Genomic DNA, 25,619 nt, shown 5'->3' on the forward strand with positions numbered 1-25,619 from the left:
TTCCCACATTTGCCTGTGCGTTCAAAGGAATGTTTATGAGAATAAAATCCTGCATAGTGGCGTTACTGGGCTCTGTCGTTGGTTACAGTTCGGCAGACATGTTCCCTACGTTGATTGACCCGAATAACCCGGCCAAACTGGCTCAGCCGATTTCACAACCTCCGGCTAAAACACAAAAAATCGAACTGCCCGCACAAAAAAACGCCCCCAGCCTGACGCCTCAGACGCTGATAGAGGTGAAGCACATTCAGTTTGTAGGCGGCACGCAATATCCTCTGGATTCTCTGGCTGCGCCTTTCGCTCCTTTTGTCGGCAAGAAAGTGCCGCTGTCGCAGCTACTGGCGGCCGCGGACGGAATTACCCGGCGTTATCATCAGGACGGATTCGTACTCTCTTATGCCTACATTCCTGCGGATAATTTCAAAGATGGCGTGGTGAAAATCGGGCTGGTCGAAGGGTATATTTCCGGCACCCAGATCCACAGCGATAATCAGCAGGTCGGTCGCTGGCTGAGCAAACTGTCGCAACACATCATGGCGGATAAACCGCTGACGCAGGATACGTTCGAGCGCTACACCCTCCTGATGGAGCGCACGCCAGACACCAAAGTGACCGCCTCCGCCAATAATCCGGACAATATCTACGGCGCGACCGTGCTCAATGTACAGGCTTTGCGCCCGCGCAACTGGAACATTCAGACTGCGGTCGATACGCGCAAAGGGGACAGTTCCGCAGTGGTCAACGCCACACTCAGCGGGCTGAGCACTTACGGCGAACAGTTGGGAATTGCGACATTAATTCCGCTGGAAAGCGACACGCGGAAAACCTATGCCGGTCTGAACTATCAGCAATATCTCGGTGACGACGGGCTGCTGATGCAGCTCAAAGGCAGTTATTACCAGCAGAAAGACAAAGACTACAACACCATTTTATCGCTGCCGAACGGCATCAACGTCGGTTCGCAGAATACTCAGACGCAATACAACGGCGGCGTCGTGTTCAGTTATCCGTTAGAGCTGACACGGAAAAAACAGTGGACGATCAGCGGCGGGCTGGATTATCTCGACAAAAAATATGATTACGATTTGCAGGCAAGTCTGGGAAACCAGCGCGTGCGGCTGCAGGAAGTGAATCAGCGCATACGCTACCCGGCGGCAGAAATCACGCTGGCCGGTTATCGCGAATATGACCAGTCATACTGGAGCACGAAATTTAACGTCCGCCAGGGGATCGACGGGCTGGGCGCGACGAATTCCACGCCAAATGCCGATCTGTCGTTTACCCGCTGGAAATTCAACGGCGATGCAGCGTATCTGTTCGACAAAAAATGGCGGCTCAGTACGTCAGTTGAAGGAGACTGGTCAGACAATGATTTGCCGGAGCCGGAACGGGTGAATTTCGGCGCGCTACATTACGGGCGCGGCTATCCGGACAGCGATGCGCAAGGCGATTACGGCGTCGGCGGCCAGGTGGAACTGCGCTATATCCACAATCTGGAACAGGGAATCTGGCTGAAAACCATTCAGCCTTACACGGTGATCGACGGTGCGCACACCGAATTCAATCAGGCCGGATTACCGAAACAGAATCTGTCGTCTTATGCAATTGGCGTGATGTTTGGCGATAACCGTCACTATACGTTATCGGTCGAAGCCGCGCGGGCCATCGGCGATGTCCCGCTCGACAGCCATTCCCGCGACTGGCGCTATAACGCGACATTTACCTACAACTTCAGCGCCGGTTCTTAACGCGTTCTTCACCCGGAAACCCCAAACAAAAAAGCCACGTCCCGAAAGGCGTGGCTTTTCATTTTCAAACAGACTCAGCGATTAAGGCGCGGTCACAAAACCGATAGCTTCATAGGCTTTTGCCAGCGTCACTTTTGCACGCGCGCGGGCTTTCTCAGCGCCTTCACGCATCACTTCCTGCAGGTAAGCTTCGTCGTTACGGAAACGGTGATAACGTTCCTGCACTTCGGTCAGCATACCGGCAACCGCTTCAGCGACAGCGCCTTTCAGATGACCATACATCTGGCCTTCGAACTGGGCTTCCAGTTCCGGAATCGGTTTGCCGGTCACGCCGGACAGAATATCAAGCAGGTTAGAAACGCCCGGCTTGTTTTTCACGTCATAACGTACGACAGGCGGCTCTTCGGAGTCGGTCATCGCACTTTTGATTTTTTTGGACACCGCTTTCGGATCTTCCAGCAGGCCGATCACGTTTTTACGGTTGTCATCGGACTTGGACATCTTTTTAGTCGGTTCCTGCAACGACATTACGCGCGCGCCGGATTTCGGAATAAACGGCTCAGGCACGGTAAACACATCACCGTACAGGGCATTGAAGCGGCTGGCGATATCGCGGCTCAGCTCCAGATGTTGTTTCTGGTCTTCACCGACCGGCACCTGGTTGGTCTGGTACAGGAGAATATCGGCGGCCATCAGCACCGGGTAATCAAACAGACCCGCGGTGATGCTTTCGCTGTTAGACGTTTCGTAGCGCGCTGATTTGTCTTTGAATTGCGTCATACGACCCAGCTCGCCGAAATAGGTATAACAGTTCAGCGCCCAGCTCAGCTGGGAATGCTCAGGAACATGAGACTGCACAAAGATGGTACTTTTCTTCGGATCAATGCCGACAGCCAGATACAGCGCCAGCGTATCAAGCGTCGCTTTACGCAGCTGAGCGGGATCCTGGCGTACGGTGATCGCATGCAAATCGACGATGCAGTAAATGCATTCGTAATCGTCCTGCATATGAACCCATTGACGCAGCGCACCCATGTAGTTGCCAATGGTCAGTTCACCGGAAGGCTGTGCGCCACTAAATACGATGGGTTTACTCATTTTATGCTTCCTGATCTTTTAAAGATGACAGCCCCAGAGTGGGCAAAAGGTCGGCGAAATGATCCAGCACGCGATCGGGTTTCGTCAGCGCGATAGATTCACCGTAGTTATAGCCGTAAGTCATGCCCACACACGGGCAGCCCGCCGCCTGAGCGCACTGAATATCGTTGCGGGAATCGCCAACAAATACCATTTCACTGGCACGCAGACCGAGTTTTCCCAGCATCAGATAGACCGGTGCCGGATGCGGTTTTTTCACCACGACGTCATCGCCGCCAATCACCAGCGAGAAATAGCTGTCGATGCCCAGTGAGGCAAGCAGAGGCGCGATAAACGGCGTGGGTTTGTTGGTGACCAGCCCTAATGGCAGATCCAGAGCCGCCAGCGCAGCCAGCGTTTCTTTCACCTGCGGGTATAAACGGCTGCCTGAAGTGGCGGTATCGGCGTAGTAGTGGTCAAACTTATCGCGCACTTTTTGCAGGAACTCTGGTGACAAATCACCTTCTGCCCAGCGAACCGCGCGTTCAACCATCACGTCGGCACCGTTACCAATCCAGGTGCTCAGGCGCTCAACGCCTGCGGCCGGTAAGCCAAAATCACGCAGCGCCAGATCAATCGCTTCGGAAAGGCCCGGCGCGCTGTCGACCAGCGTGCCGTCTAAATCGAACGCAATGCCGCGTGCAACAAGAGGCTCAGTCATGGGAGACCTTAGCCAGTTCACTACGCATATGGTCAATCACGGTGCGGTAATCAGGCTGGTTAAAGATGGCGGAACCGGCGACGAACATGTCTGCACCGGCTGCGGCGATTTCGCGGATATTCTCGGCTTTCACGCCGCCATCAATTTCAAGGCGAATGTCGTAACCGCTGTCATCGATAATTTTGCGAACCTGACGCAATTTATCAAGCGTCCCGGGAATAAATGACTGACCGCCAAAGCCCGGGTTGACGGACATCAGCAAGATCACATCAAGTTTATCCAGAACATAATCCAGATAACTCAGGGACGTAGCAGGATTGAAAACCAGACCTGCTTTACAGCCGTGGCTTTTAATCAGTTGCAGCGAGCGGTCAACGTGCTCGGAGGCTTCAGGGTGGAAAGTGATGTAAGACGCCCCGGCTTCTGCGAAATCCGGGATCAAACGATCGACCGGTTTCACCATCAGATGCACGTCGATAGGCGCCGTGATGCCGTAATTGCGTAATGATTTGAGGACCATCGGCCCCATCGTTAAATTCGGGACGTAATGATTGTCCATCACATCAAAATGGACGACATCTCCGCCAGCTTCCAATGCTTTCGCCGTGTCTTCACCCAGGCGGGCAAAGTCAGCCGATAGAATGGACGGTGCAATCAAAAACTGTTTCATCCGCTTCTCCAAACGATAAGGTTCCCGAAAATCACCGGCTAGCCGGTAATCAGCGATATAACGCTAAAAGTTCATTTACCATGCTGCGTTGAGCCACTTTGCTGCTGATCGTCCGGCGCGCCGAGACGCGGTGCAGCTGTTTCGCCTCTGCATACCATTCCAGCGTCAGCGGTGTTTCATGGTTGGAAATCAGCACCGGCACATTATTCTCATGGGAAAGCTGATACGCCAGCCGCGCCAGATTGCGCTGATCTTCCATACTAAAACTGTTGGTGTGGTACGCCGTAAAATTGGCCGTCGCCGAAAGCGGTGCATAAGGGGGATCACAATACACCACCGAGCCAGACTGCGCTTTCAGCAAAGTGTCCTGATAATGCTCGCAAACAAACACCGCATTGCGGGCTTTTTCCGCAAACCAGTGGAGCTCTTCTTCAGGGAAATACGGCTTTTTATAGCGTCCGAACGGGACATTAAACGCACCACTGAGGTTATAACGACAAAGACCGTTGTAACAATGGCGGTTGAGATAGAGGAAAAGTACCGAACGACGATAAGGATCGCTGCTGGCATTAAACTCAGCCCTCAGTGCGTAAAAACGATCTGATTCATTAAACTCAGGCGTGAAAAGCACACGGGCGTCGCGTACGAATTCTTCGGTACGCATTTTCACGATGTTATAGAGATTGATCAGGTCGCTGTTGATGTCCGCCAGAATATAAGCGTCATACTCGGTATTCAAAAATACCGAACCCGCGCCAACAAAAGGCTCTATCAAACAATCTCCCGCTGGTAGATGACGTCTGATGTCATCAATCAGCGGGTATTTGCCGCCAGCCCACTTCAAAAACGCGCGGTTCTTCTTCATGCCGTCAGTTAGCTACTTATACAATTCACAGCCGCGGATTGTATCCTGTTTTTAGACAGCAAATCGCGTTGAGATCAGATTCATTTTTTCAGGTCTTGCTGTACCTGATGTACAGGTTTGACCCACGGTTTTTTCGCCTGAACTTCCGCAGGCAAGCTGGAAATGGCACGTTTAGCTTCAGAGGAAGAAGCGTAGTTACCACTGACCAGCACAAACCACGGCTTCCCGTCGCGGGCTGTCTGATAAACCAGATAATTTTTCAGGCCCTGCTGTCTTGCGAATGCATTCAACGTGCTGGACTGAGAAGCGCCGCTCAATTGCAGGGTAAAGTGCGAACCCGGAGCAGACTTAATCATCGATGCGCTGCCGGAAGCAACAACAGGGGCTGAGACAGCCGGTGCTGCTGACGGATGTGTCGCAGGAGATTTCGTCGCCTGAGGCTGAGACTTCGCGGTCTGAGACGCCGGTTTGTGTTCAGCCGGTTTCGCGGTATGAGCAGGCTGAGTATTACGCGCAGGTTGTGCAGGGCGTGTATGCGTTGCTGAAGACTGAGAGGCAGCAGGCATCTGAGTCCGCGCCGAACCGTTCACCGTAGCCGGGGCTGTCGGTAAAGAGGTCAGTGACTGGGCAGCGGGTGTCATGCTGCCTTGCGCTACGCCATCCACCTGATTCTGCTGGGAAGATAAAGCATCGCCCATATCGCCTGGCAGATCGACACGCTCTTTCTGCCCGTTATCTGGCAGAGGCTGCGCTTCAGTCGGTGTAGAAGAAACTGGCGGTAAACCAATGCTCTGAGGTTGCTGGCCGTTAGCCGCCTGCGCCGTATTCGCCTGTGCTTGCGCCGAAGGCTGAGCCGGTGCGGCCGCATTGTTGCCCGCAAGGTCGTTGCCCGCAAGATTGATGTCTTTAGGCCCGTTGTTCTGCTGCGCGGATGGGGTAGTCGCTGGCGACTTCATGGCGGAACCAATGCCGACAATCAGTAATATCAGCACCACAATACCAATGCCGATCATCACGTACTGACGATTCACAGGAACCTTTGGAATGGAAGGAGACGGTTTGCGCGCGCGCGGTGGGCGGCGATCGCTGGTGTCTGGTTTGAGATCGTCTTCCGGTGTTAAATCATCCATCTAAAACCTCCAACCCGGCTAAAAACCTGAAACAGGTTTTACGCGGAGCAACTATCCTGACTAAAAAATAAAGCTTTGCTGGGCATTGGTAAAATCGGTCGTTATCTGGCCAAAAGCATGGCCGCAGTCTTAACGGCAATCTTCAATCGAAGCCAGCACCATTTCATGCGATACGCCGGAGCGCACTTCAGACTGACCAATTGCTTTAGGTAAAACCAGACGCAGCTCGCCAGCCAGTACTTTCTTATCACGCATCATGTGCGGCAGATAAGACTGCGCTTCCATGACCTGCGGGCCTGCAACCGGTAAACCCGCGCGGATTAACAACGCTTTGGCACGCGCGATATCCCCCAGGCTAAATTGCCCGAGGCGATGCGCGGTATAACACGCCATCACCATACCTGCCGCGACGGCTTCGCCGTGCAGCCAGTTGCCATAACCCATTTCTGCTTCAATAGCATGGCCATAAGTATGGCCCAGATTCAGTAAGGCGCGCATACCGTTTTCGCGTTCATCGGCAGCCACAACCTCAGCTTTCAGCTCGCAGCAACGACGGATGCAATATGCCAGCGCGTTCATATTCAGCGCCAGTAATGCGTCCATGTTGTCTTCGAGCCAGACAAAGAAATCGGCATCCAAAATAATGCCGTATTTGATAACTTCCGCGAGACCCGATGACATTTCACGGGCAGGCAGCGTTCGCAGACAGTCGAGATCAACCACCACCGACGCAGGTTGATAAAACGCGCCGATCATGTTTTTTCCGAGTGGATGGTTTACCGCCGTTTTACCGCCGACGGAAGAATCAACCTGAGACAGCAATGTGGTTGGCACCTGAATAAAGCGCACACCGCGTTGATAACTGGCAGCAGCGAAGCCGGTCAAATCACCGACTACGCCGCCACCAAGGGCGACAAGCGTGGTATCACGTCCGTGCGGCTTCTCGAGCAGCGCGGAAAACACGTCATTCAGAACAGTCAGGGATTTGTATTGTTCACCATCAGGCAGTATCACCTGATCAACACGAACGCCTGCCTGCTCCAGAACTGAACGGATAGCGTCCAGATAGAGAGGAGCAAGCGTTTCATTGGTCACTATCATGACCTGATCGCCTGCCTTTACCGGCATAAAAGAAGCCGGATCGTGGAACAATCCGGCAGCAATCGTAATGGGGTAGCTACGCTCCCCTAACGTTACGGTAATCCTCTCCATGTCGTGCTTTGTAACCTTTTTAGCTGACACCCTCAGGCAATGACCGGAACCAATAATCAGTTACTTTCCAGCATGTTAATAATCTGGTTAGCAACGACTTTGGCGCTTTGATCATCGGTACGAATAGTGACGTCGGCAATCTCTTCATACAAAGGATTGCGTTCCTTCGCCAGTGCTTCAAGCACTTCACGTGGCGGAGCACTCACTTGTAATAATGGACGTTTTTTGTCGCGTTGTGTACGCGCCAGTTGTTTTTCGATGGTAGTTTCAAGATAGACGACAACGCCACGCGCTGACAAACGGTTACGGGTTTCACGTGATTTAACGGAACCCCCACCAGTTGCCAGAACAATGCCCTGTTTTTCTGTCAGTTCGTTGATCACTTTTTCTTCGCGGTCGCGGAATCCGTCTTCGCCTTCTAAATCAAATACCCAGCCCACATCAGCTCCGGTACGTCGCTCAATTTCGTGATCGGAGTCGAAAAACTCCATATTGAGTTGCTGAGCTAACTGTCGACCAATAGTGCTTTTGCCGGCACCCATAGGCCCAACCAGAAAGATATTGCGTTTCTCTGCCATGTTTTTCGGTATTACTAAGACAATTCGTTGATGATAACCCGCCCCGCCAATCAAATTAGCGGCGGGACCTAAACTGAAACCTCATGAGCGATATAGTGCGAGATCAGAAAAAAATTATCTCAACACTCTTGGTAGTTTGGCAACCGAATAAATCACTTTGCACGCCGCAGGAGGGAAACCGTACGTTTTTATCGGCGTGTCTGTCGTAATAAAAAGATCACGGTGCTCAATTCGGTAACCCTTGTAAGCTAAATCGACCGCAGCGTCAAACTCAGAAGTCTCTCACGACACAAAAAGTTGCATGCGCTCAACGTTATTGTGCAATTTCAGTTAAGTCAGAATACCCGTTTATTGGGTGCGGATTAAGGTCGGAGTGATAAAAATCACCAACTCGCGCCGCTGTTCATTCGTGTACTGGTGTTTAAACAAGGAACCGACGACGGGAATGTCGCCCAGCACCGGCACTTTGGTGTCTGTTTTTTGGTTTTTTCGCTGAAAAATCCCGCCAAGAACAAGGGTCTCCCCATCTTTGACCGTCACCTGCGTTTTAATTTCCTGCTTATCAATTGCCAGCGCTTCGCCTTCGGCCTGTTTGATGCTTCGCCCCGGCATGTTTTGGCTGATTTGCAGCGCCAGCTCGATACGCCCGTCGCGAAGAATCTTCGGTGTCACTTCCATGCCGAGTACCGCCTCTTTAAATTCAACCGAAGTACTGCCGCTTGCGCCGCTTGAAACCTGATACGGAATCTCAGTGCCCTGTTTGATGCTGGCGGTTTGCATGTGCGCGGTCAGCAGGCGCGGGCTGGCGATGATATCCACCTTATCTTCCTGCTCAAGCGCCGTGAGTTCCAGATCCAGAATTCGGCCGCTGATGTGCGCCAGATTAAAACCTGCGGCAAACATCGGGTTCTCCACCGGCAGTCCCATGTTGAAATTATTGACACGTACCGCTTTGGTGATGGCTTCCTCACCGTTGAACCCCCAGCGAACGCCCAGCTCACGCAGGCTCTCGCTGTTCATCGTGACAATATGCGCAGCCAGCTGCACCTGCTGTAGCGGCAAATCCATCTCCCTGACCCAAGGTTCTGCGATATCCAGCGCTTCGCGGGTATCACGTAATAAAAGTGTGTTGGTGCGGGGATCGGCGGTGGCGCTGCCTTTGGCGGAAAGCAGTGAGCCTTTTTGCGCGTTCAGGCTGAGCGCAACTTCTTTTGCATCGGCATATTTCAACGGCACTGTCAGGCTGATAACGGGGCTTTGCTGCGCCCTTTGATCTGCGGCGTCCTGACGCTGCTGCTGTTGCACAAGCGGATCGATAACCGGTGACACAAGTAAAACATTCCCCTGTAACTGACTGGTGAGATGGCTCATTTGCAAAATGATGTCCAGCGCCTGCTGCCAGGGGACATTTTTCAGCTTCACGCTGATCTGGCTGTCGACACCAGGCGCTATCACCAGATTTAACTCCCGCGTTTCCGCAAGTGCCTGCAATACCATCGCAACCGGAGATGCCTGGAATTCGAGTGAAACCGGTGGCAGCGTTGCCGCTTTCACCCCACTGAAACAGAGCATTAACCCTGCGAAGAAATAACCGATGTTTTTCATTAATTTCCTTTCCCTGGAGAATTCGTGTTTTTGCCAAGCCAAAGTGTCTGCCGCTGCTCGCCACAGCGGGGATCCGCCATGTTGAGCTCAGCATGTGAGCCGTCCAGATTGTCGATGGTCCACGCAGGCGTGCCGAGCTGTGTGCCCGTTTCAACACGTATCCATCGCCCCTCCGGCGAAAGCAGCCAGCCGGAAAGCTGCTCACCGGCATAAGAGATACCGCTTAACCGCCACAAAAGCGGTTGAACGGCGGTTGTGCAGGACGATGAAACGGCCGAAGCGAACGGATCTCGCTGCGTTACCGCAGTGATTGCATTTTCAGGAAAAGATTCCAGACCCGTCGTTTGTGTCAGTAAAACGGACGCCGTCATTTCACCTCCGGCAGATTGCAAAATCAGTTCACTGAATGCGGGCTGTTCCGGCTGCTGCTGGAGTGCTGACAGAAAATTCATCAGGCCGCTGAAAGATAATTTGAGCTGCAATTTTCCCTGTGGCGCTGCTGACATTTCTGCCGCAGGTTGCCAGCGGATCAGCGTGGCCTGTGCATCTTTTAGCGGCTGCGAAAATTGCTGCTCTAGCGGCAAGCTTTGCTTTTGCTCCGGCGTATTTTCCTTTAGCGAAGGCTCAAGACTGTCCAGCGCCGGAGCGCGTAATAAAGCCACCTGCGCCCGCGAAACCGTCAGTTGCTGCGCGTCGGTTTGCTGCTTTAATTCTGTTTGCTCCAGCCATAAACCCCGGAGCAAAAACTGATAACACATCAGAACGGGCACCAGTGTGCATCCTGCCAGTGCAATAAGACGTTGCCAGCCCGGTTTTTCCATCAGCGGTTCGAGGCGCGCGGAGAATGTCATCATCATGGCAACGCCCCACCAACCGGCGCAGCATTCTGCGGTTGAAAACGGGTTGTCAGCACAAAACTCAGCGCATGCTCAGGTTGTTGCTCAACGTTCGACAGATGAACATCCCTCAGCAACGGGCTGGCGGTCAGCGCTTCGCTGAAGGCCAGAATATCGTGATAAAAACGCCCCTCTCCTTTTAACGTCAGTTGCCCCTGATGCTCTGTCTGCTCGCTCAGCCAGACTTCCGCCGGGATCTGCGCCGACAGCAGCACCAGAAGTTGCAGATCGTTCAGACTGGCCTGTCGGCGCTGCTGGCTCGCGGCACGTTTTTCGGCGATGACTTTGTGCTCAGCCAGCGCCAAGGTCACGCGGCGTTGCTGAACAGACAATTTTTGCGCGCAGGAAGTCAGAGCAGATAAATGCATCTGCAACAGGGTTCGCTCCTGAAGGATAAAAAGCGACAGACCAAAAACGCCGCACATCACACAGACGGGTACGCAAACGAAAAACCTGAGCCAGTAGCGCAAAAGACGCTGACGGCGCAATTGGCGCCACGGCATGAAGTTAACTTGCAGCATCAGTAATCCGCCTGCCTGAGCGCCAGCCCGACGGCGGGGGCAAATGCACCCGGGTTGGCCGGAAGCGGCGCAGAGAGCTGGCCGATGGCACTCAGTGGCGACCAGTTCTGCATCAGTGGTTGCGGTGATTCACCACTGAAAAACACGTCACGGCTGCACAATGAGGCTGCGCGATATTGAGCACGTACTTTTTCTAACAGGGAGGATTCAGTTTCGATTTCTCCGTGAGAAAACAGGCCAAACTGAAAAGGCAGGCTGTGCGGAGAAGCCCACAGAAAAGCGTCGTCCATCGGATGGACGAGCAACGCATCACCCGGAAGCCCGGCGGCATGCGCGGCAACGTGCAGCGCACAAGGTGCGAGTTCGATGATATCGGGAAACAGACGCGCCTGGGCCATGCAGGCTATCCACTGCTCAATTTCCTGCTGCCGGGCCGCCGTCACCACAATCTGATTATCACCCTGAGGGTCTGCGCGGTAATCCATTACCAGGTGTTCTATGCTCAGCGGGAACTGCTTTGCGGCACTGGCAAAGATAAATGCACTGCGGGCGGGTTCGCGTAAACGGCTGTCCGGCACGGCCAGCCGCTGTTGCATAATCCGTTGTGCCGGAAGACTTATTCGCAACGAAATCAATGCCGGCAGAGTTTTTCGCCAGCACGATAAAATGGCGATCAGCGGCGCGCTCTCATGTAATATCCCCTCCCGCAATGTGAAATCGGGCAAGGGATGTTGCCACCAGTGACGTAATTGCCAGCCATGCCGCCGCCGCTGAACGGCAATCGCACGGGCGAAACCGGCTTGAATATCCAGACCTACCTGCCATGCTTGTAGTCGCATTTTCGTTCAATCTCCATATTGTCAGGTAAATAAAAGAACGTATCCATGTTGCTGGCTTGCCTTTATACTACCGCGCGGTTGTTTATAAACTGCCCAATTGACACTTAATGGGAAATCTCAGGTGAAGTTCGTAAAGTATTTATTGATTCTTGCAGTGTGTTGCATTTTGCTGGGAGCGGCCTCGATCTTCGGTTTGTATAAATATATCGAGCCTCAGCTTCCCGACGTCGCCACGCTTAAAGACGTGCGCTTGCAAACACCGATGCAGGTTTTTAGTGCTGAAGGTGATTTGATCGCCCAGTACGGTGAAAAACGCCGTATCCCACTGAAACTTGACCAAATCCCACCGGAGATGGTGCATGCGTTTATCGCAACAGAAGACAGTCGTTTCTATGAGCATCACGGCGTGGACCCGATCGGTATTTTCCGTGCGGCTTCCGTTGCGCTGGTGTCTGGTCACGCCTCACAGGGCGCGAGTACTATTACTCAGCAGTTAGCCCGTAACTTCTTCCTCAGCCCCGAACGCACGCTGACCCGTAAAATCAAGGAAGCTTTTCTGGCCATCCGTATCGAACAGATGATGTCCAAAGATGAAATCCTTGAGCTGTATCTGAACAAGATCTACCTCGGTTATCGCGCCTATGGCGTCGGTGCCGCAGCGCAGGTTTACTTCGGTAAAAACGTCGACCAACTGACGCTCAGTGAAATGGCGGTGATTGCCGGCCTGCCAAAAGCGCCGTCAACCTTCAACCCGCTTTATTCCCATGACCGTTCTCTGGCACGCCGCAATACCGTGCTGGCCCGTATGCTTGATGAGAAATACATCACGCAGGCGCAGTACGATCAGGCACGCGCAGAGCCGCTGGTGGCGAACTATCATGCCCCGCACATTGAATTCTCCGCGCCGTATCTGACTGAAATGGTGCGTCAGGAAATGGTGAAACGTTATGGCGACAACGCCTATAACGACGGTTATATGGTCTACACCACCATCACCAAAAAAACGCAGCTGGCCGCGCAGGAAGCGTTGCGCACCAACGTGATGAACTACGACATGCGCCATGGTTACCGCGGTGCGTCAAATCAGCTGTGGAAAGTCGGCGAGCCCGCGTGGGATGAGAACAAGATTGTTCAGTCTCTGAAAACGCTGCCGGTTTATGGCCCGCTGTTCCCGGCGGTTATCACGGCAACGGATGACGCTCAGGCCACTGCCACGATGTCGAATCGCGCCGTGATCAGCCTGCCATTTAGCGGCATGCGCTGGGCGCGTCCTTACCGCAGTGACACCGCGCAGGGCCCGACGCCGAAACGCGTTTCCGACGTGGTTCAGCCCGGTCAGCAAGTCTGGGTACGTAAAGTGGGTGATGACTGGTGGCTGGCACAAGTTCCTGACGTCAACTCGGCCATTGTTTCCCTGAACTCAACGGACGGTGCGATTGAAGCGCTGGTCGGCGGTTTTGACTTCAACCAGAGCAAATTTAACCGTGCTAATCAGGCGGTGCGTCAGCTCGGTTCAAACATCAAACCGTTCCTGTATACCGCCGCGATGGATAAGGGCCTGACACTGGCAACTATCCTCAACGACATGCCGATTACCCGCTGGGATGCCGGCGCGGGCACGGACTGGCGTCCGAAAAACTCACCGCCTACGTATTACGGCCCGATCCGTTTACGTCAGGGTCTGGGGGAATCCAAGAACGTGGTAATGGTGCGTGCGATGCGTGCGATGGGCGTGGATTACGCGGCAGAATATCTGCAACGTTTCGGCTTCCCGGCGGCGAACATCGTTCATTCCGAATCACTGGCGCTGGGCTCGGCTTCATTCACCCCGCTCCAGGTTGTGCGTGGTTATGCGACGCTGACCAACGGCGGCTTCCTGGTTGATCCGTATTTCATCACCAAAATTGTGGATGAATCCGGTCAGGTGCAGTTTGAAGCGAAACCGAAAATTGCCTGCCGCACCTGTAATATTCCGGTTATTTACGGCGAAACGCAGAAATCTGCCGTGCTGTCGGATGACAATGTTGAAAACGTGGCAACGTCTACGTCGAACAACAATGCTAGTGTACCAACGCCGCAGCTGGAACAGGTTCCGCCGAACTCGCCGCAGGTTGATGCCGCGCAGCAATACGCACCACACGTTATCAGCGCACCACTGTCATTCCTGATCAGCGACGCCCTGAACTCCAACATCTTCGGGGAACCGGGCTGGATGGGGACAGGCTGGCGCGCAGGCCGTGATTTGAAACGTCATGATATCGGCGGCAAAACCGGTACGACCAACAGCTCGAAAGATGCCTGGTTCTCCGGATACGGTGGCCCTGAAGTAGTAACGTCTGTCTGGATTGGTTTTGACGATCATCGCCGTGATTTAGGCCGCACGACGGCTTCCGGCGCGATCCCGGATCAGATTTCAGGCTATGAAGGTGGTGCGAAGAGCGCCCAGCCAGCGTGGGATGATTACATGAAATCCGTGCTGGAAGGCGTACCTGAACAACCGCAGACGCCGCCTCCGGGCATTGTCACGGTGACCATCGATAAGAGCACCGGTAAGTTGTCCGACGGCGGTGGTAACAGCCGTCCGGAATACTTCATCGACGGAACGCAGCCGACGGAACATGCGGTTCATGAGGTCGGGACAACCATTATGGATAATGGTCAGGAACACGAACTGTTCTGATGGCGTGAAAGATAAGTTGTCCGGCATAAACCGCCGGATAATAAAAAGCCGGTCTGCATAATGCACGACCGGCTTTTTTTTTGGATGCAGTTCCCGTTTAGCGCGCGTTACGCGTCAGGAAATCATGCGCGAGGAATAGCGCACTGACGTTACGTGCCTCGCAAAAATCAGGATGTTGCAGCAGTTCCATCATGCGCGAAACCGGCCAGCGGGTTTGCGGCAAAGGTTCCGGCTCATCACCTTCGAGGCTTTGCAGATACAAATCTTTGGCGATGACGATATTCATGCGGCTCGAGAAATACGACGGAGCCATGGTCAGTTTTGCCAGCACATCAAAGTGCCGCGCGCCAAAGCCCACCTCTTCCATCAGTTCGCGGTTCGCCGCTTCAAGCACGCCTTCACCGGCATCAATGAGCCCTTTCGGAAATCCCAGTTCGTAACTTTCGATGCCCACGGCATATTCGTGGATAAGCACCAGTTCATCGTCAATGACCGGGATAATCATCACCGCTTCACGTTCTGAAGGGCGCATGCGCTCATAGACACGCCCGGCGCCATTGCTGAAAGCCAGTTCGACGGATTCAATGGTGAACAAACGCGAACGGGCAACGGTTTCCACCTTCAGGATTTTCGGTTTTTGCAGGTGTTGTGTCATTTCATCCCCAGCTTATTATTCACCTGACCAGAGGCGTTCTAATGGGTTCGTTTTACGATTAAAAAGCCGCTTGTAGAAGTCATTGTGCGTTAATGCGGGTCAGAATCGCAATATTTACAGAATAACATCCGTGCCTCCGATCCCTTTAGCAAGAATTTTTGTTTAAAAAGCACGCCCGCCCGGTTTAAAAAAGACGCGTTGACTTACCGGTGTCACACTTTTGCTTTAACAAAAACACACCCACATCAAAATAGGATTATACCGATACCCTGAACTTCACAATTGCCGGTATCCTTTACATTGGTGTTTTTGTGCACACCATTCAGGCAAATAATAATAAAATTCCTACCAAAAAGGCCGCTGCGCGCAGAATGTGCATTTCGTTTATGTATAATACTTTCACAGAGTTGACGTAAGTCACCCACGTCTGAACGGGGATCGGATGAGCACAGTAGTCGTGACACTGGTTTTGTTGTGTATCGCAATCATTGCCACAGGGTCTTATTTTTGGCTTGTAATGCGTCGTCGCCAACGCGACGAGTCCGTCGTGCGATTCCCCACACCCAGCCAGCGGAAACTTTCACAGAAAGAGCGCGATGCCGTCGAACGCTATCTTCGTCAGAATGAAGGGCTCGGCCAGACGCCGATTACCCACCGCAATAATCTGATTATCCTGCGCGATAAACTCACGCTGACCACCAAAAGTGAAAACGTCTACAGCCTGACGCGGGCGATTACACGTTATGGCGTCGCCAGCGAAGATCCCAACAAGTGGCGTTACTTTCTGGACGCCACTGAAATCCATCTTCCGCCTTTCTGGGAACAATATATTGCCCAGGAAAATCAGGTCGAGCTCATCAAAACCCAAACCATGCCGCTGGTGATCTCGCTCAATGGTCACACGCTGGCCGATCACGTTTACGAAGGCTCCACGCCGGTTTCTGCCGTTATCCCCTCACAACCGCAAAATGCTTCGATTCGTCATGAAGAAAGCGAACATATCGAGTTGGTGAAAGTGCGACGGGAAACGCGGGAAGAGCACGCGCTGACCCGTTCGAACGGCGTGAAAGAAGCGCTGGCTATCTCCGGCGCGCTTCTTCTGTTATTTATCACGCTGCAAAGCCCGGTCATGTTGCTGCCCTGGTTATTGACGCTTACTGCCTGTCTGGTGGCATGGGTCATCTGGCGGCTGGTGTCCGAACGTTTAGGTAAAAACCGTAAGGAAATCCATTGCCTGCGCGGCTTACCTAAACGCTGGGGTCTGTTTGGTGAATCCAAACAGGGCGATATTAGTAACATTTCATTGGGAGCTGTCGATCTGGTTTATCCGCCGCACTGGCAGCCTTATATCGGCCGTGACTTAGGGCAACCGACCGACGTAGAAGTGTATATGAACAGCCAGGTTGTCCGTCAGGGAAGCTATCTGTCGCTGCATGAAGAAGTGAAAAAATTTCCGCTCCAGCTTTGGGGTAAAAATCTGGTGCTGGCAACCTGCGCTTTCCTCCTGCTGCTGGTTTTACTGGTTTATGTCCCGCTCGGATTGCCTTTAAAGCTCAGCGTCGCGTGGCTTCAGGGCGCACAAAGCTCTCAGGTCAACAGCGTGCAGGAACTGGAAAAAACCGCATTGCGCGTCGGCGATACCCTGAAAGTTCAGGGAACCGGCATGTGCTATGTGCCGCCGTCCGCCAGCCGGACAGCCTCCGGTTATATGCCTTTTGACTGCTCCGGGATTTACTGGAATACCGCGACGCCGTTGCCGGTTCCGCAGTCCGAAATTATTGATGCCGCTACCGCGTTGCAGACCACGGTCAATAACCAGATGCATCCGGGAGAAAGCCCGGAGCAGAACATCAACCCGCAACTGGCGACTGCCATTGAAAAATCCGGCATGATCCTGCTCGATGATTTCGCGGATATCGTTCTGAAAACCGAAACGCTTTGCGGCAAGAGCAATGACTGTGTGCGTCTGAAAAATGCGCTGGTCAATCTGGGTAACTCCAGTAACTGGAACGCGTTAGTCAAACGCGCGAAAGCCGGTTCTTTGCAGGGGATTAATGTCCTGCTGCGCCCGGTCAGCGCGCAGTCGCTGAGTGAGCTGGTTAACAACGCAACGTCTTCGTTCTTCATTCAGGAAACCCGCCGCGCCGCTGACAGCCTGAACAGCCCGCCGCCGGGAGGCTTTTTGATCAGCAATGATGAAGGACACCAGCTTATTGAAATGCCGGTGCCCCCAGCCGGGTTATCCGGAAATCCGGCGCAGGATCAGTGGAAACAGCTGCAACATCTCTCGTCACTGCTGCTGCATACGCCGTTCAGCGCGCAGGGCGTGATTACCAGTATCAGCATTGATGCAAACGGCACCCGCCATATTTCACTGCACAGCGAGCCGGATATTTCGACGCTATGGCGCTATCTGGGCACCAGTTTACTGCTGTTCCTGCTCATCGGGATCCTGCTGGTGAATACCCTGCTGTTTGTCCGCCGCTTCGTGAAAGATAAACGCCGTATCGACGACATTCAGCAATATTACAACTCTTGCTTTCACCCCACGCTGATGCCGATGCCGGTCCATAATCCCGGCTGAAAAACACACGGTGGCGCTGCGCCACCGTGAGTGATTATGTTACCCTGACGCCCTTCCCTGCTTTTCATCATTCGTTCCTGCGCCGCCCGATTTGCATCCAGCCGCCAGGACATGGAGTTGTCATGCCCCCTGATTTTGACTGGAACAACATCGACACCGTTTTACTTGATATGGACGGCACGCTGCTGGATCTGGCCTTCGACAGCCAGTTCTGGTTGCAGGATGTGCCGCTGGCGCTCAGCCAGCAACGCGCCATTCCGCTGGAGAATGCGCGCCGGATTATTCATGACGAATACCTCGCCGTTCAGCACACCATGAACTGGTATTGCTTTGATTACTGGAGCGAACGGTTAGATCTTGATATCTACCAGATGACCACTAACATCGGCAAAAACGCACGTTTACGCGACGATACGGTGCCTTTTCTGACCCATTTGCGACAGTCCGGACGCCACACCATTTTGCTGACCAATGCGCATCCGCACAGCCTTTCGGTTAAAATTGAACATACCGGTCTGGATCAGCACCTTGATTTATTACTTTCCACCCACACATTTGGTTATCCGAAGGAAGATCAGCGGTTGTGGTCCGCGGTGCAACAACAGACCGGTTTTAATCCTGAGAGAACATTATTTGTCGACGACGGCGAACCTATCCTGAAAGCGGCAAAAACCTTCGGTATCCGCTATTGTCTGGGTATAGAAAATCCGGATTCCACCCTGGCAAACAAGTCATTTCAGGATTATCCCTCGATTAATGACTTCCGCAGCCTGTTGCCTTCGATTGACCCCGTGGCAGGCCCGGCCAGGTAATACCGGCATGTTCAGGGGAGAAAAATGAAAGGCAAAACGGAAGAAGACGCTAATGCAGTACGTCTCGATAAATGGCTTTGGGCGGCTCGTTTTTATAAGACCCGCGCGCTGGCACGCGAGATGATTGACGGCGGCAAAGTGCATTACAACGGCCAGCGGGGAAAACCCAGCAAGCTGATGGAACTGAATGCCGAAATCACCCTTCGTCAGGGAAATGACACCAAAACGATCATTGTGCTGGGGCTGACGACTCAGCGCCGCAGTGCGGAAGAAGCACAGACGCTTTATCAGGAAACCGACGCGAGCGTCGTCAGCCGGGAGAAAATCTCGGAAGCGCGGAAAATGAATGCGATGCCGCATCCGGACAGACGTCCGGATAAAAAGGAACGCCGCAACCTGATCAAATTTAAATATGGCGATCAAGAGTGATCGCCACTGAGAGAGAAAATTATGTCCAATCATGACCAACTGCACCGTTACCTGTTCAATAACCACGCCGTCCGCGGTGAACTGGTCGCGCTCAATGAAACCTTCCAGCAGATCGTTGCCGGTCACGATTACCCGGCAGAAGTCCGTAATCTTCTGGGCGAAATGCTGGTTGCTACCAGCTTGCTGACTGCCACGCTGAAATTTGACGGCGACATTACCGTTCAGCTGCAAGGCGATGGCCCGCTGAAACTGGCGGTGATCAACGGGAACAACCGTCAGGAACTGCGCGGTATTGCGCGCCTGCAAGGTGATATCGCTGAAGGCAGCTCGCTGAAAGAGATGATTGGCAACGGCTACATGGTGATCACCATTTCCCCAAGCGTGGGCGAGCGCTATCAGGGCGTCGTCGGCCTGGAAGGCGAAAATCTGGCGGAGTGTCTGGAAAACTACTTCATGCAGTCCGAACAGCTGCCGACCCGCATTTTTATCCGTACCGGTGAAATTGAAGGCCAGCCAGCCGCAGGCGGCATGCTGTTGCAGGTGCTGCCAGCCGAAGATACTGATCCGGAAGAATTCAGCCATCTTGCTCAGCTGACCACTACGATCAAAGCAGAAGAGCTGTTCACCCTGCCGGCCAACGAAGTGCTTTATCGTCTTTATCATCAGGAAGAAGTCACCCTGTATGAGCCACAGGACGTTTGTTTCCGCTGCACCTGCTCGCGCGAACGCTGCGCCAGCGCCCTGCTGACGCTGCCTGATGAAGAAATTCTGGAAATGCTGGAAGCTGACGGGAAAATCGAAATGCACTGTGATTATTGCGGATCAGACTACGAGTTTGACGCGATGGATCTGGCTACCCTGAAAGCGGACGGCGACGTTCATCCGGGAAATGATCATATTCATTGATTGTTAACCCACGCTATCTGAGGGACTTTTCACCGAAAAGTCCCTTTTTTATTGCTTATATATAACCAACGTTGCACATATTTCGCGTTTTTCATCACAATTATGGAAAAATATTCACATCTCCCGTTATTCTTTGAGTTCTATCGCGGTTCAAAAGCGATAAATACCTACAATTACAACTAGTTTATCCCTAATGCTTCAGGCTTTGGGGTTTCTAATTCAGGCCAAGGAGCAGGGAAATGCCTACCACTATCGGGGTCACCGCCGAAACACTCGCCCGTTACGGGATCCATCAGAACAGCGAAATCGTCTATAACCCTGATTACGATCTTCTTTTCAAAGAAGAGACAGCGCCCGGTCTGGAAGGCTTTGAACGCGGGCAGGTGACGGAGCTGGGCGCCGTGAATGTCGATACCGGCATTTTTACCGGCCGCTCGCCGAAAGATAAATACATTGTCCGCGATGACACCACCCGTGACACGCTGTGGTGGGCCGATCAGGGCAAAGGAAAGAACGATAATAAACCGCTTTCTCAGGAAATCTGGGCTTCACTGAAATTGCTGGTCACCCATCAGCTTTCAGGAAAACGCCTGTTTATCGTCGACGCATTCTGCGGTGCGAACGCCAATTCCCGACTGAAAGTCCGCTTCATTACGGAAGTGGCCTGGCAGGCGCATTTCGTCAAAAACATGTTTATCCGCCCGACGGACAGTGAACTGGAAGGTTTCGAGCCTGACTTTATCGTGATGAACGGCGCGAAATGCACCAACCCGGACTGGCAGAAACAGGGCCTGAACTCCGAAAACTTCATCGCTTTCAACCTGACCGAACGTATCCAGCTTATCGGCGGATCCTGGTACGGCGGCGAAATGAAGAAAGGCATGTTTGCCGTCATGAACTACCTGCTGCCTTTGCAGGGGATCGCGTCGATGCACTGCTCTGCCAATGTGGGTGAAAAAGGCGATGTGGCCGTCTTCTTTGGCCTTTCCGGCACAGGCAAAACCACGTTATCCACCGATCCAAAACGTAAACTTATTGGTGATGACGAGCATGGCTGGGACGACGACGGCGTCTTCAACTTCGAAGGTGGCTGTTACGCCAAAACCATTAAACTGAGCAAAGAAGCGGAGCCGGAAATCTTTGGTGCCATCAGACGCGATGCGCTTCTGGAAAACGTGGTGGTCAGCGCCGACGGCAAAATCGATTTCGATGACAACAGTAAAACCGAGAATACCCGCGTTTCCTACCCGCTCTATCACATTGAGAACATTGTGAAACCGGTATCGAAAGCCGGGCATGCCAGTAAAGTCATTTTCCTGACGGCTGATGCGTTTGGCGTATTACCGCCAGTTTCTCGGCTGACTGCATCCCAGACGCAATACCATTTCCTCTCCGGCTTTACGGCGAAACTGGCGGGCACCGAGCGTGGCGTCAATGAACCGACGCCAACGTTTTCTGCCTGCTTTGGCGCTGCGTTCCTGATGCTGCATCCGACGCAATATTCCGAAGTGCTGGTAAAACGCATGGAAGCGGCGGGCGCACAGGCCTATCTGGTCAATACCGGCTGGAACGGCACGGGTAAACGTATTTCCCTGAAAAACACCCGCGCCATCATCGATGCGATTCTGAACGGGACTATCGACGACGCCGAAACCTTCACGCTGCCGTTGTTCAATCTGGCAGTGCCAACCGAACTGCCGGGCGTCGACAGCCATATTCTGGATCCGCGTAATACTTACGGCAGCCGCGAGCAGTGGCAGGAAAAAGCCGAGCATCTGGCCCAGCTGTTTATCGATAACTTTGATAAATATACGGACACACCGGCAGGCGCAGCGCTGGTGAGCGCAGGCCCGCACCGTTAAGCGATAATCTCTGCTTTCACAGGCGCGGGCTTCCGCGCCTTTTTTTATTGCATCCCTCCCGGCCACATTCCAGAATGACAGCAATGCTTCCACTGCTCTCACAGGAATTTCACATGGCTACCCTGACTGTCCGCAATCTGGATGACGAAGTGAAGGAATTGCTGCGCATTGCCGCCGCCAAAAAAGGCCATTCAATGGAAGAGGAGGCGCGTTTAATTCTGAAGCAGGCACTGACCAGCACGCCCCCTGATTTTGGCCTCGGCAGCCAGCTCCGCCAGCGTTTTGCCACGCTGAATACAACGCTGCTGGAGCTGCCGCCCAAGTGATTATTCTCAATACCGCCATCATCCTTGAGATAATCAGCCGCAAACCACAGAAGACCGTTCTCCAGTGGCTCGATGCACAGGATGCCATTCAGCTTTACCTGACCAGCCTCACGGTCGCCGAACTTTTTACCTGGGTGGAAAATTTACCCGCAGACGCCCCGAAAACCGCGTTCGCCGATGCGTTGCTCGGCATGCTGAATCAGGATTTTAAGGGGCGCCTGTTGTCATTCGATGCCGCCAGCGCACTGCATTACGTGCGCGTAGCGGCTTTATCAAAACAAGCGCACGTGGCGATGACTGAACGCGAGATGCAACTGGCAGCGATTTGCCTGCAACACCAGGCCAGCCTGGCAACAGACCACCATGACCGGTTTGCGCATACCGGCATTACGCTGGTGAATCCGTGGGATGTGGCGGAGACGCCAAGATGGCGGGAGGAAGCCGCGGAATATTATGTGATGAGTCGGAAAAGTTAAACGCAGGCAGGCGTTTTATCCCGCAATAACCAGGGCTGGCTCCCAAACGGGCCTTTAGGTCAAGACACCGGCCTCAAAAGGCGCCTATCGCCGCGCCTCTTCAGAATCACCGGTTCTTTCACTACGCGCTATCGCTCGCTGGCTATGTTTCAGAAACTCCTGCGATTGCCGCGAAATCTTGCCGCTGCGGCAATAACCGAAGTTGCTGAAACAGACTTTGCGAGCGACACCGCGGGTTGTAAAAAGACGCGGAGAGTCAAGAGAGGGGCCGTCCTGGCCCTCTTTTGTCGGTTTCGGCGCAGCGCGTCAAGCGATCACTGCAAGTGAAAAACCGAAACGTCCACTCTTCCAATTTAAGAACCCGTAACGGTTACGGCAGCTTTCTGCAGCATCTCCACCGGTAATGGCAGATACGCCCTGATCCTCAATCCACCGCGGTCACTGCGGCCGATATCCAGAGTCCCGGAATGTGCATCAATAATACGCTGCACAATAGCCAGCCCCAGGCCGGTTCCGCTGGTAGTACGGGCACTTTCGCCACGCACGAAGGGCTGGAACAGATGTTTGAGTTGGTCCGGCTCAATCCCCGGGCCATCATCCTCTACCTGGAACCATGCGCGCTGCAGTTCACGTCCGCTGCTGACTTTGATCCAGCCATTCCCGTAACGGGCGGCGTTCACCACCATATTCACTACGGCGCGTTTGATGGACAACGGATGCGCATTCACCAGCAATTCACCGTCGGCCAGATCGGAATCAATTTCACGTTCGTAGCCGCTTTCGGTGGCAATCACTTCACCCAAAATACCGTTGAGATCGGTGATCTCCGCCGGCATCTCCTGCCCGGTGCGCAGATAATCAATGAACTGTTCGATGATGGCGTTGCACTCTTCGATGTCTTTATTTATCGACTCGGCGAGATAACCGTCACCATCACTCATCATTTCTGTTGCTAAGCGGATACGCGTCAGCGGCGTACGCAGGTCATGGCTAACACCGGCCATCAGCAGCGTGCGGTCATCAGCCAGCAACTTCACACCGGCAGCCATCTGGTTAAAGGCACGCGTCACGGAACGCACTTCGGAAGCGCCGTATTCCCGCAATGGCGGCGGAATAATGCCTTTCCCGACCTGCAAAGCTGCATGCTCCAGTTCGACAAGGGGTCGGTTCTGGATGCGGATAAACAGCCACGCACCACCAATGGCCAGCAACATAATCGCCAGCGTATAGCGGAACAGCGGCGAGAAATCGCCCTGATGGATTTCGGTAAGAGGAACGCGTACCCAGATGTCAGGCGACAACCAGGTTTTCAGCCACACAACCGGGGTATTTTTGTTGACCTCAACGCGCACATCCGTCGGGCCACCAAGCTGTTGCGCCATCTGCTGGCTGAGAAATTCGTAGTGCTGCGCCCAGCGCAGACCGCTCTCCTCAGCCGCAGAGTTGGTGTAAAGCGAAATGCCCAGTTCGCGGTAAATCTCGCGACGAAACGCAGGCGGCACGGCCAGCAACGTGCCATCTTCCAGTTGCAGCCGGTCAGTCATCAGCATACGGACTTCATACGCCAGGACTTTATTGAACTGCTGCAAGCTTGGCAGAATGGCGAAGTTCAGCACCACCAGATAGGTCGTCACCAGGCTGACGAACAGCAAGGTGACGATTAATAACAGTGTTCGGGCAAACGAGCTACGCGGTGAAAAGCGTATTCGTCTCATGCCTTACTGCCGTCCGGCACAAATACGTAGCCCAGGCCCCAGACGGTCTGGATATAACGCGGATGCGCCGGATCTTCTTCTACCATGCGACGCAGACGGGAAATCTGCACATCGATAGAACGCTCCATCGCACTGTATTCGCGACCACGTGCCAGATTCATCAGCTTGTCACGGGACAGCGGCTCACGCGGATGGCTCACCAGCGCTTTAAGTACGGCGAATTCACCGCTGGTCAGCGGCATAGGCTCATCTTCACGGAACATCTCGCGGGTACCGAGGTTCAGCTTGAACTTACCAAAGGAAATCACGGCTTCTTCCTGAGAAGGCGCGCCCGGCAGCTCGTTCGCCTGACGACGCAGTACCGCACGGATACGGGCCAGCAATTCACGCGGGTTAAACGGCTTAGGAATATAGTCGTCGGCACCAATTTCGAGGCCCACGATACGGTCAACTTCTTCGCCTTTTGCCGTGACCATAATGATCGGCATCGGGTTACTCTGGCTGCGCAGGCGGCGGCAGATAGACAAACCATCTTCGCCAGGCAACATCAAGTCCAGAACCATCAGATGGAATGACTCACGGGTCAGCAAACGGTCCATCTGTTCAGCATTGGCAACGCTACGCACCTGGAAGCCCTGTTCAGTCAGATAACGCTCCAATAGTGCGCGCAGGCGCATATCGTCATCGACCACCAGAATCTTGTGATTTTCTTGCATGTAACTCTCCCAAAGGCGTGAATGCCTGAAGCTTGTATTGTTAGAAATATCAATCAAAACAGACAGCGTTTATTGGTATATATTCTAGACGAAATTGTAACAATGGATATGGTTTTCCTAATTTATCAACAATATCAGAGCAATCTTCTGCCTCCTGAGTTGGGTTTTCCCTGGGCAAGGCAGAAGTGAATCCCTCCTTCCCTTTTGTCTTATGGTTAAAAACCACCCGATCTGCTTTCTGTATCGAAAGAACGTGAGATTTTAATGAAAGATTTCATTCTTAAAAAGATCTGTAAAAAACGCTATTAATGCTCCCCGGTTTACTTTAAACCGTCTCAAGACCATTGGAATATGATTAAATTATTTATTTAAAGAGAACATATTAATTGTTTCTTTAGAATATATACACAGCGTATTTATCGTTAAAACAAACAATAAATTAATTGAATTAGAAAGCACTAACGATCATCCATATGAATATAATTGATCGATTTTAAAACAGCGTGTAATTCAACTGAGTAATGCGTACTACCCAATACATAAAACACTTGATAGAATGTTTTTCTGCGTAAATTTGATCAGTAATATTACGCAAA

23 protein-coding genes are annotated in these 25,619 nt (G+C 53.1%); 9 read left to right on the plus strand and 14 right to left on the minus strand.

Features of this window, described 5'->3' with window-relative positions:
* Positions 1-29: 29 nt before the first annotated feature.
* Positions 30-1,748 (plus strand): ShlB/FhaC/HecB family hemolysin secretion/activation protein, encoded by a 1,719-nt coding sequence (locus tag M2403_RS20735; RefSeq protein WP_405047850.1) that lies wholly within the window; start codon positions 30-32, stop codon positions 1,746-1,748.
* An 81-nt stretch (positions 1,749-1,829) separates the two neighbouring features.
* Here the strand turns inward: M2403_RS20735 and trpS are convergent, their stop codons facing one another.
* The 11 genes from trpS to pilM form a co-directional block, all read right to left on the minus strand.
* The gene (trpS, locus tag M2403_RS20740) at positions 1,830-2,846 is read right to left on the minus strand and encodes a tryptophan--tRNA ligase (protein ID WP_152327509.1); all 1,017 of its coding nucleotides are present in this window, start codon (positions 2,844-2,846) and stop codon (positions 1,830-1,832) included.
* A 1-nt stretch (position 2,847) separates the two neighbouring features.
* Positions 2,848-3,546 carry a phosphoglycolate phosphatase gene (locus tag M2403_RS20745; RefSeq protein WP_259230774.1) on the minus strand — a complete coding sequence of 233 codons (699 nt, stop codon included), beginning with the start codon at positions 3,544-3,546 and terminating at the stop codon, positions 2,848-2,850.
* On the minus strand, positions 3,539-4,216 hold the full coding sequence (rpe, locus tag M2403_RS20750) for a ribulose-phosphate 3-epimerase (protein WP_152327511.1): 678 nt from the start codon (positions 4,214-4,216) through the stop codon (positions 3,539-3,541). The genes M2403_RS20745 and rpe overlap by 8 nt, the downstream gene beginning before the upstream one ends.
* 49 nt (positions 4,217-4,265) lie before the next feature.
* Positions 4,266-5,081, minus strand: coding sequence for an adenine-specific DNA-methyltransferase (dam, locus tag M2403_RS20755; RefSeq protein WP_152327512.1), 816 nt, complete (start codon positions 5,079-5,081; stop codon positions 4,266-4,268).
* A gap of 80 nt (positions 5,082-5,161) precedes the next feature.
* Positions 5,162-6,211, minus strand: coding sequence for an SPOR domain-containing protein (locus M2403_RS20760; RefSeq protein WP_259230776.1), 1,050 nt, complete (start codon positions 6,209-6,211; stop codon positions 5,162-5,164).
* Positions 6,212-6,340: 129 nt separating this feature from the next.
* Positions 6,341-7,423 carry a 3-dehydroquinate synthase gene (gene aroB, locus M2403_RS20765; RefSeq protein WP_259230778.1) on the minus strand — a complete coding sequence of 361 codons (1,083 nt, stop codon included), beginning with the start codon at positions 7,421-7,423 and terminating at the stop codon, positions 6,341-6,343.
* Between the two features lie 56 nt (positions 7,424-7,479).
* Positions 7,480-8,001: a shikimate kinase AroK gene (aroK, locus tag M2403_RS20770; RefSeq protein WP_104923635.1), complete on the minus strand. Its 522-nt coding sequence runs from the start codon at positions 7,999-8,001 to the stop codon at positions 7,480-7,482.
* 348 nt (positions 8,002-8,349) lie between these two features.
* The gene (gene hofQ / locus M2403_RS20775) at positions 8,350-9,606 is read right to left on the minus strand and encodes a DNA uptake porin HofQ (protein ID WP_259230781.1); all 1,257 of its coding nucleotides are present in this window, start codon (positions 9,604-9,606) and stop codon (positions 8,350-8,352) included.
* A complete protein-coding gene (locus tag M2403_RS20780; RefSeq protein WP_152327516.1) occupies positions 9,606-10,463 on the minus strand; it encodes a DNA utilization family protein in 858 nt (285 codons plus the stop codon). The genes hofQ and M2403_RS20780 overlap by 1 nt, the downstream gene beginning before the upstream one ends.
* The gene (locus M2403_RS20785; RefSeq protein WP_259230784.1) at positions 10,460-11,023 is read right to left on the minus strand and encodes a PilN domain-containing protein; all 564 of its coding nucleotides are present in this window, start codon (positions 11,021-11,023) and stop codon (positions 10,460-10,462) included. The genes M2403_RS20780 and M2403_RS20785 overlap by 4 nt, the downstream gene beginning before the upstream one ends.
* A complete protein-coding gene (gene pilM / locus M2403_RS20790) occupies positions 11,023-11,862 on the minus strand; it encodes a pilus assembly protein PilM (RefSeq protein ID WP_208950301.1) in 840 nt (279 codons plus the stop codon). The genes M2403_RS20785 and pilM overlap by 1 nt, the downstream gene beginning before the upstream one ends.
* Positions 11,863-11,983: 121 nt before the next feature.
* Between pilM and mrcA the strand changes: the two genes are divergently transcribed.
* Positions 11,984-14,542: a peptidoglycan glycosyltransferase/peptidoglycan DD-transpeptidase MrcA gene (gene mrcA, locus M2403_RS20795; RefSeq protein WP_152327519.1), complete on the plus strand. Its 2,559-nt coding sequence runs from the start codon at positions 11,984-11,986 to the stop codon at positions 14,540-14,542.
* Positions 14,543-14,639: 97 nt separating this feature from the next.
* On the opposite strand, the gene nudE is transcribed toward mrcA, so the two are convergent.
* Entirely contained in the window at positions 14,640-15,197 is a 558-nt protein-coding gene (gene nudE / locus M2403_RS20800; RefSeq protein ID WP_152327520.1) for an ADP compounds hydrolase NudE, read from the minus strand.
* A gap of 442 nt (positions 15,198-15,639) precedes the next feature.
* On the opposite strand from nudE, the gene M2403_RS20805 reads away from it, so the two are divergent.
* From M2403_RS20805 to M2403_RS20835, 7 genes are all read left to right on the plus strand, one after another.
* Positions 15,640-17,781 (plus strand): intracellular growth attenuator family protein, encoded by a 2,142-nt coding sequence (locus tag M2403_RS20805; protein WP_206738972.1) that lies wholly within the window; start codon positions 15,640-15,642, stop codon positions 17,779-17,781.
* A gap of 122 nt (positions 17,782-17,903) precedes the next feature.
* Positions 17,904-18,593 (plus strand): GMP/IMP nucleotidase, encoded by a 690-nt coding sequence (gene yrfG, locus M2403_RS20810; RefSeq protein ID WP_152327521.1) that lies wholly within the window; start codon positions 17,904-17,906, stop codon positions 18,591-18,593.
* Positions 18,594-18,617: 24 nt separating this feature from the next.
* Positions 18,618-19,022, plus strand: coding sequence for a ribosome-associated heat shock protein Hsp15 (gene hslR, locus M2403_RS20815; RefSeq protein WP_259230788.1), 405 nt, complete (start codon positions 18,618-18,620; stop codon positions 19,020-19,022).
* A gap of 21 nt (positions 19,023-19,043) precedes the next feature.
* Positions 19,044-19,928, plus strand: a complete 885-nt coding sequence (gene hslO / locus M2403_RS20820; RefSeq protein WP_259230789.1) for an Hsp33 family molecular chaperone HslO — start codon at positions 19,044-19,046, stop codon at positions 19,926-19,928.
* Positions 19,929-20,167: 239 nt separating this feature from the next.
* Positions 20,168-21,790: a phosphoenolpyruvate carboxykinase (ATP) gene (pckA, locus tag M2403_RS20825; protein ID WP_165061017.1), complete on the plus strand. Its 1,623-nt coding sequence runs from the start codon at positions 20,168-20,170 to the stop codon at positions 21,788-21,790.
* A gap of 113 nt (positions 21,791-21,903) precedes the next feature.
* Positions 21,904-22,116, plus strand: coding sequence for a FitA-like ribbon-helix-helix domain-containing protein (locus tag M2403_RS20830; RefSeq protein WP_165061014.1), 213 nt, complete (start codon positions 21,904-21,906; stop codon positions 22,114-22,116).
* A complete protein-coding gene (locus M2403_RS20835; RefSeq protein ID WP_165061011.1) occupies positions 22,113-22,592 on the plus strand; it encodes a type II toxin-antitoxin system VapC family toxin in 480 nt (159 codons plus the stop codon). Before M2403_RS20830 ends, M2403_RS20835 begins: the two co-directional genes overlap by 4 nt.
* 353 nt (positions 22,593-22,945) lie before the next feature.
* Here M2403_RS20835 and envZ read toward each other — a convergent pair whose 3' ends face one another.
* Positions 22,946-24,307 carry a two-component system sensor histidine kinase EnvZ gene (envZ, locus tag M2403_RS20840; protein WP_165061008.1) on the minus strand — a complete coding sequence of 454 codons (1,362 nt, stop codon included), beginning with the start codon at positions 24,305-24,307 and terminating at the stop codon, positions 22,946-22,948.
* On the minus strand, positions 24,304-25,023 hold the full coding sequence (gene ompR, locus M2403_RS20845) for a two-component system response regulator OmpR (RefSeq protein ID WP_009635740.1): 720 nt from the start codon (positions 25,021-25,023) through the stop codon (positions 24,304-24,306). Before ompR ends, envZ begins: the two co-directional genes overlap by 4 nt.
* Positions 25,024-25,619 lie beyond the last annotated feature (596 nt).

Source organism: Rahnella sp. BIGb0603, assembly GCF_024808755.1.
In the GTDB taxonomy this organism is placed as follows: domain Bacteria; phylum Pseudomonadota; class Gammaproteobacteria; order Enterobacterales; family Enterobacteriaceae; genus Rahnella; species Rahnella contaminans.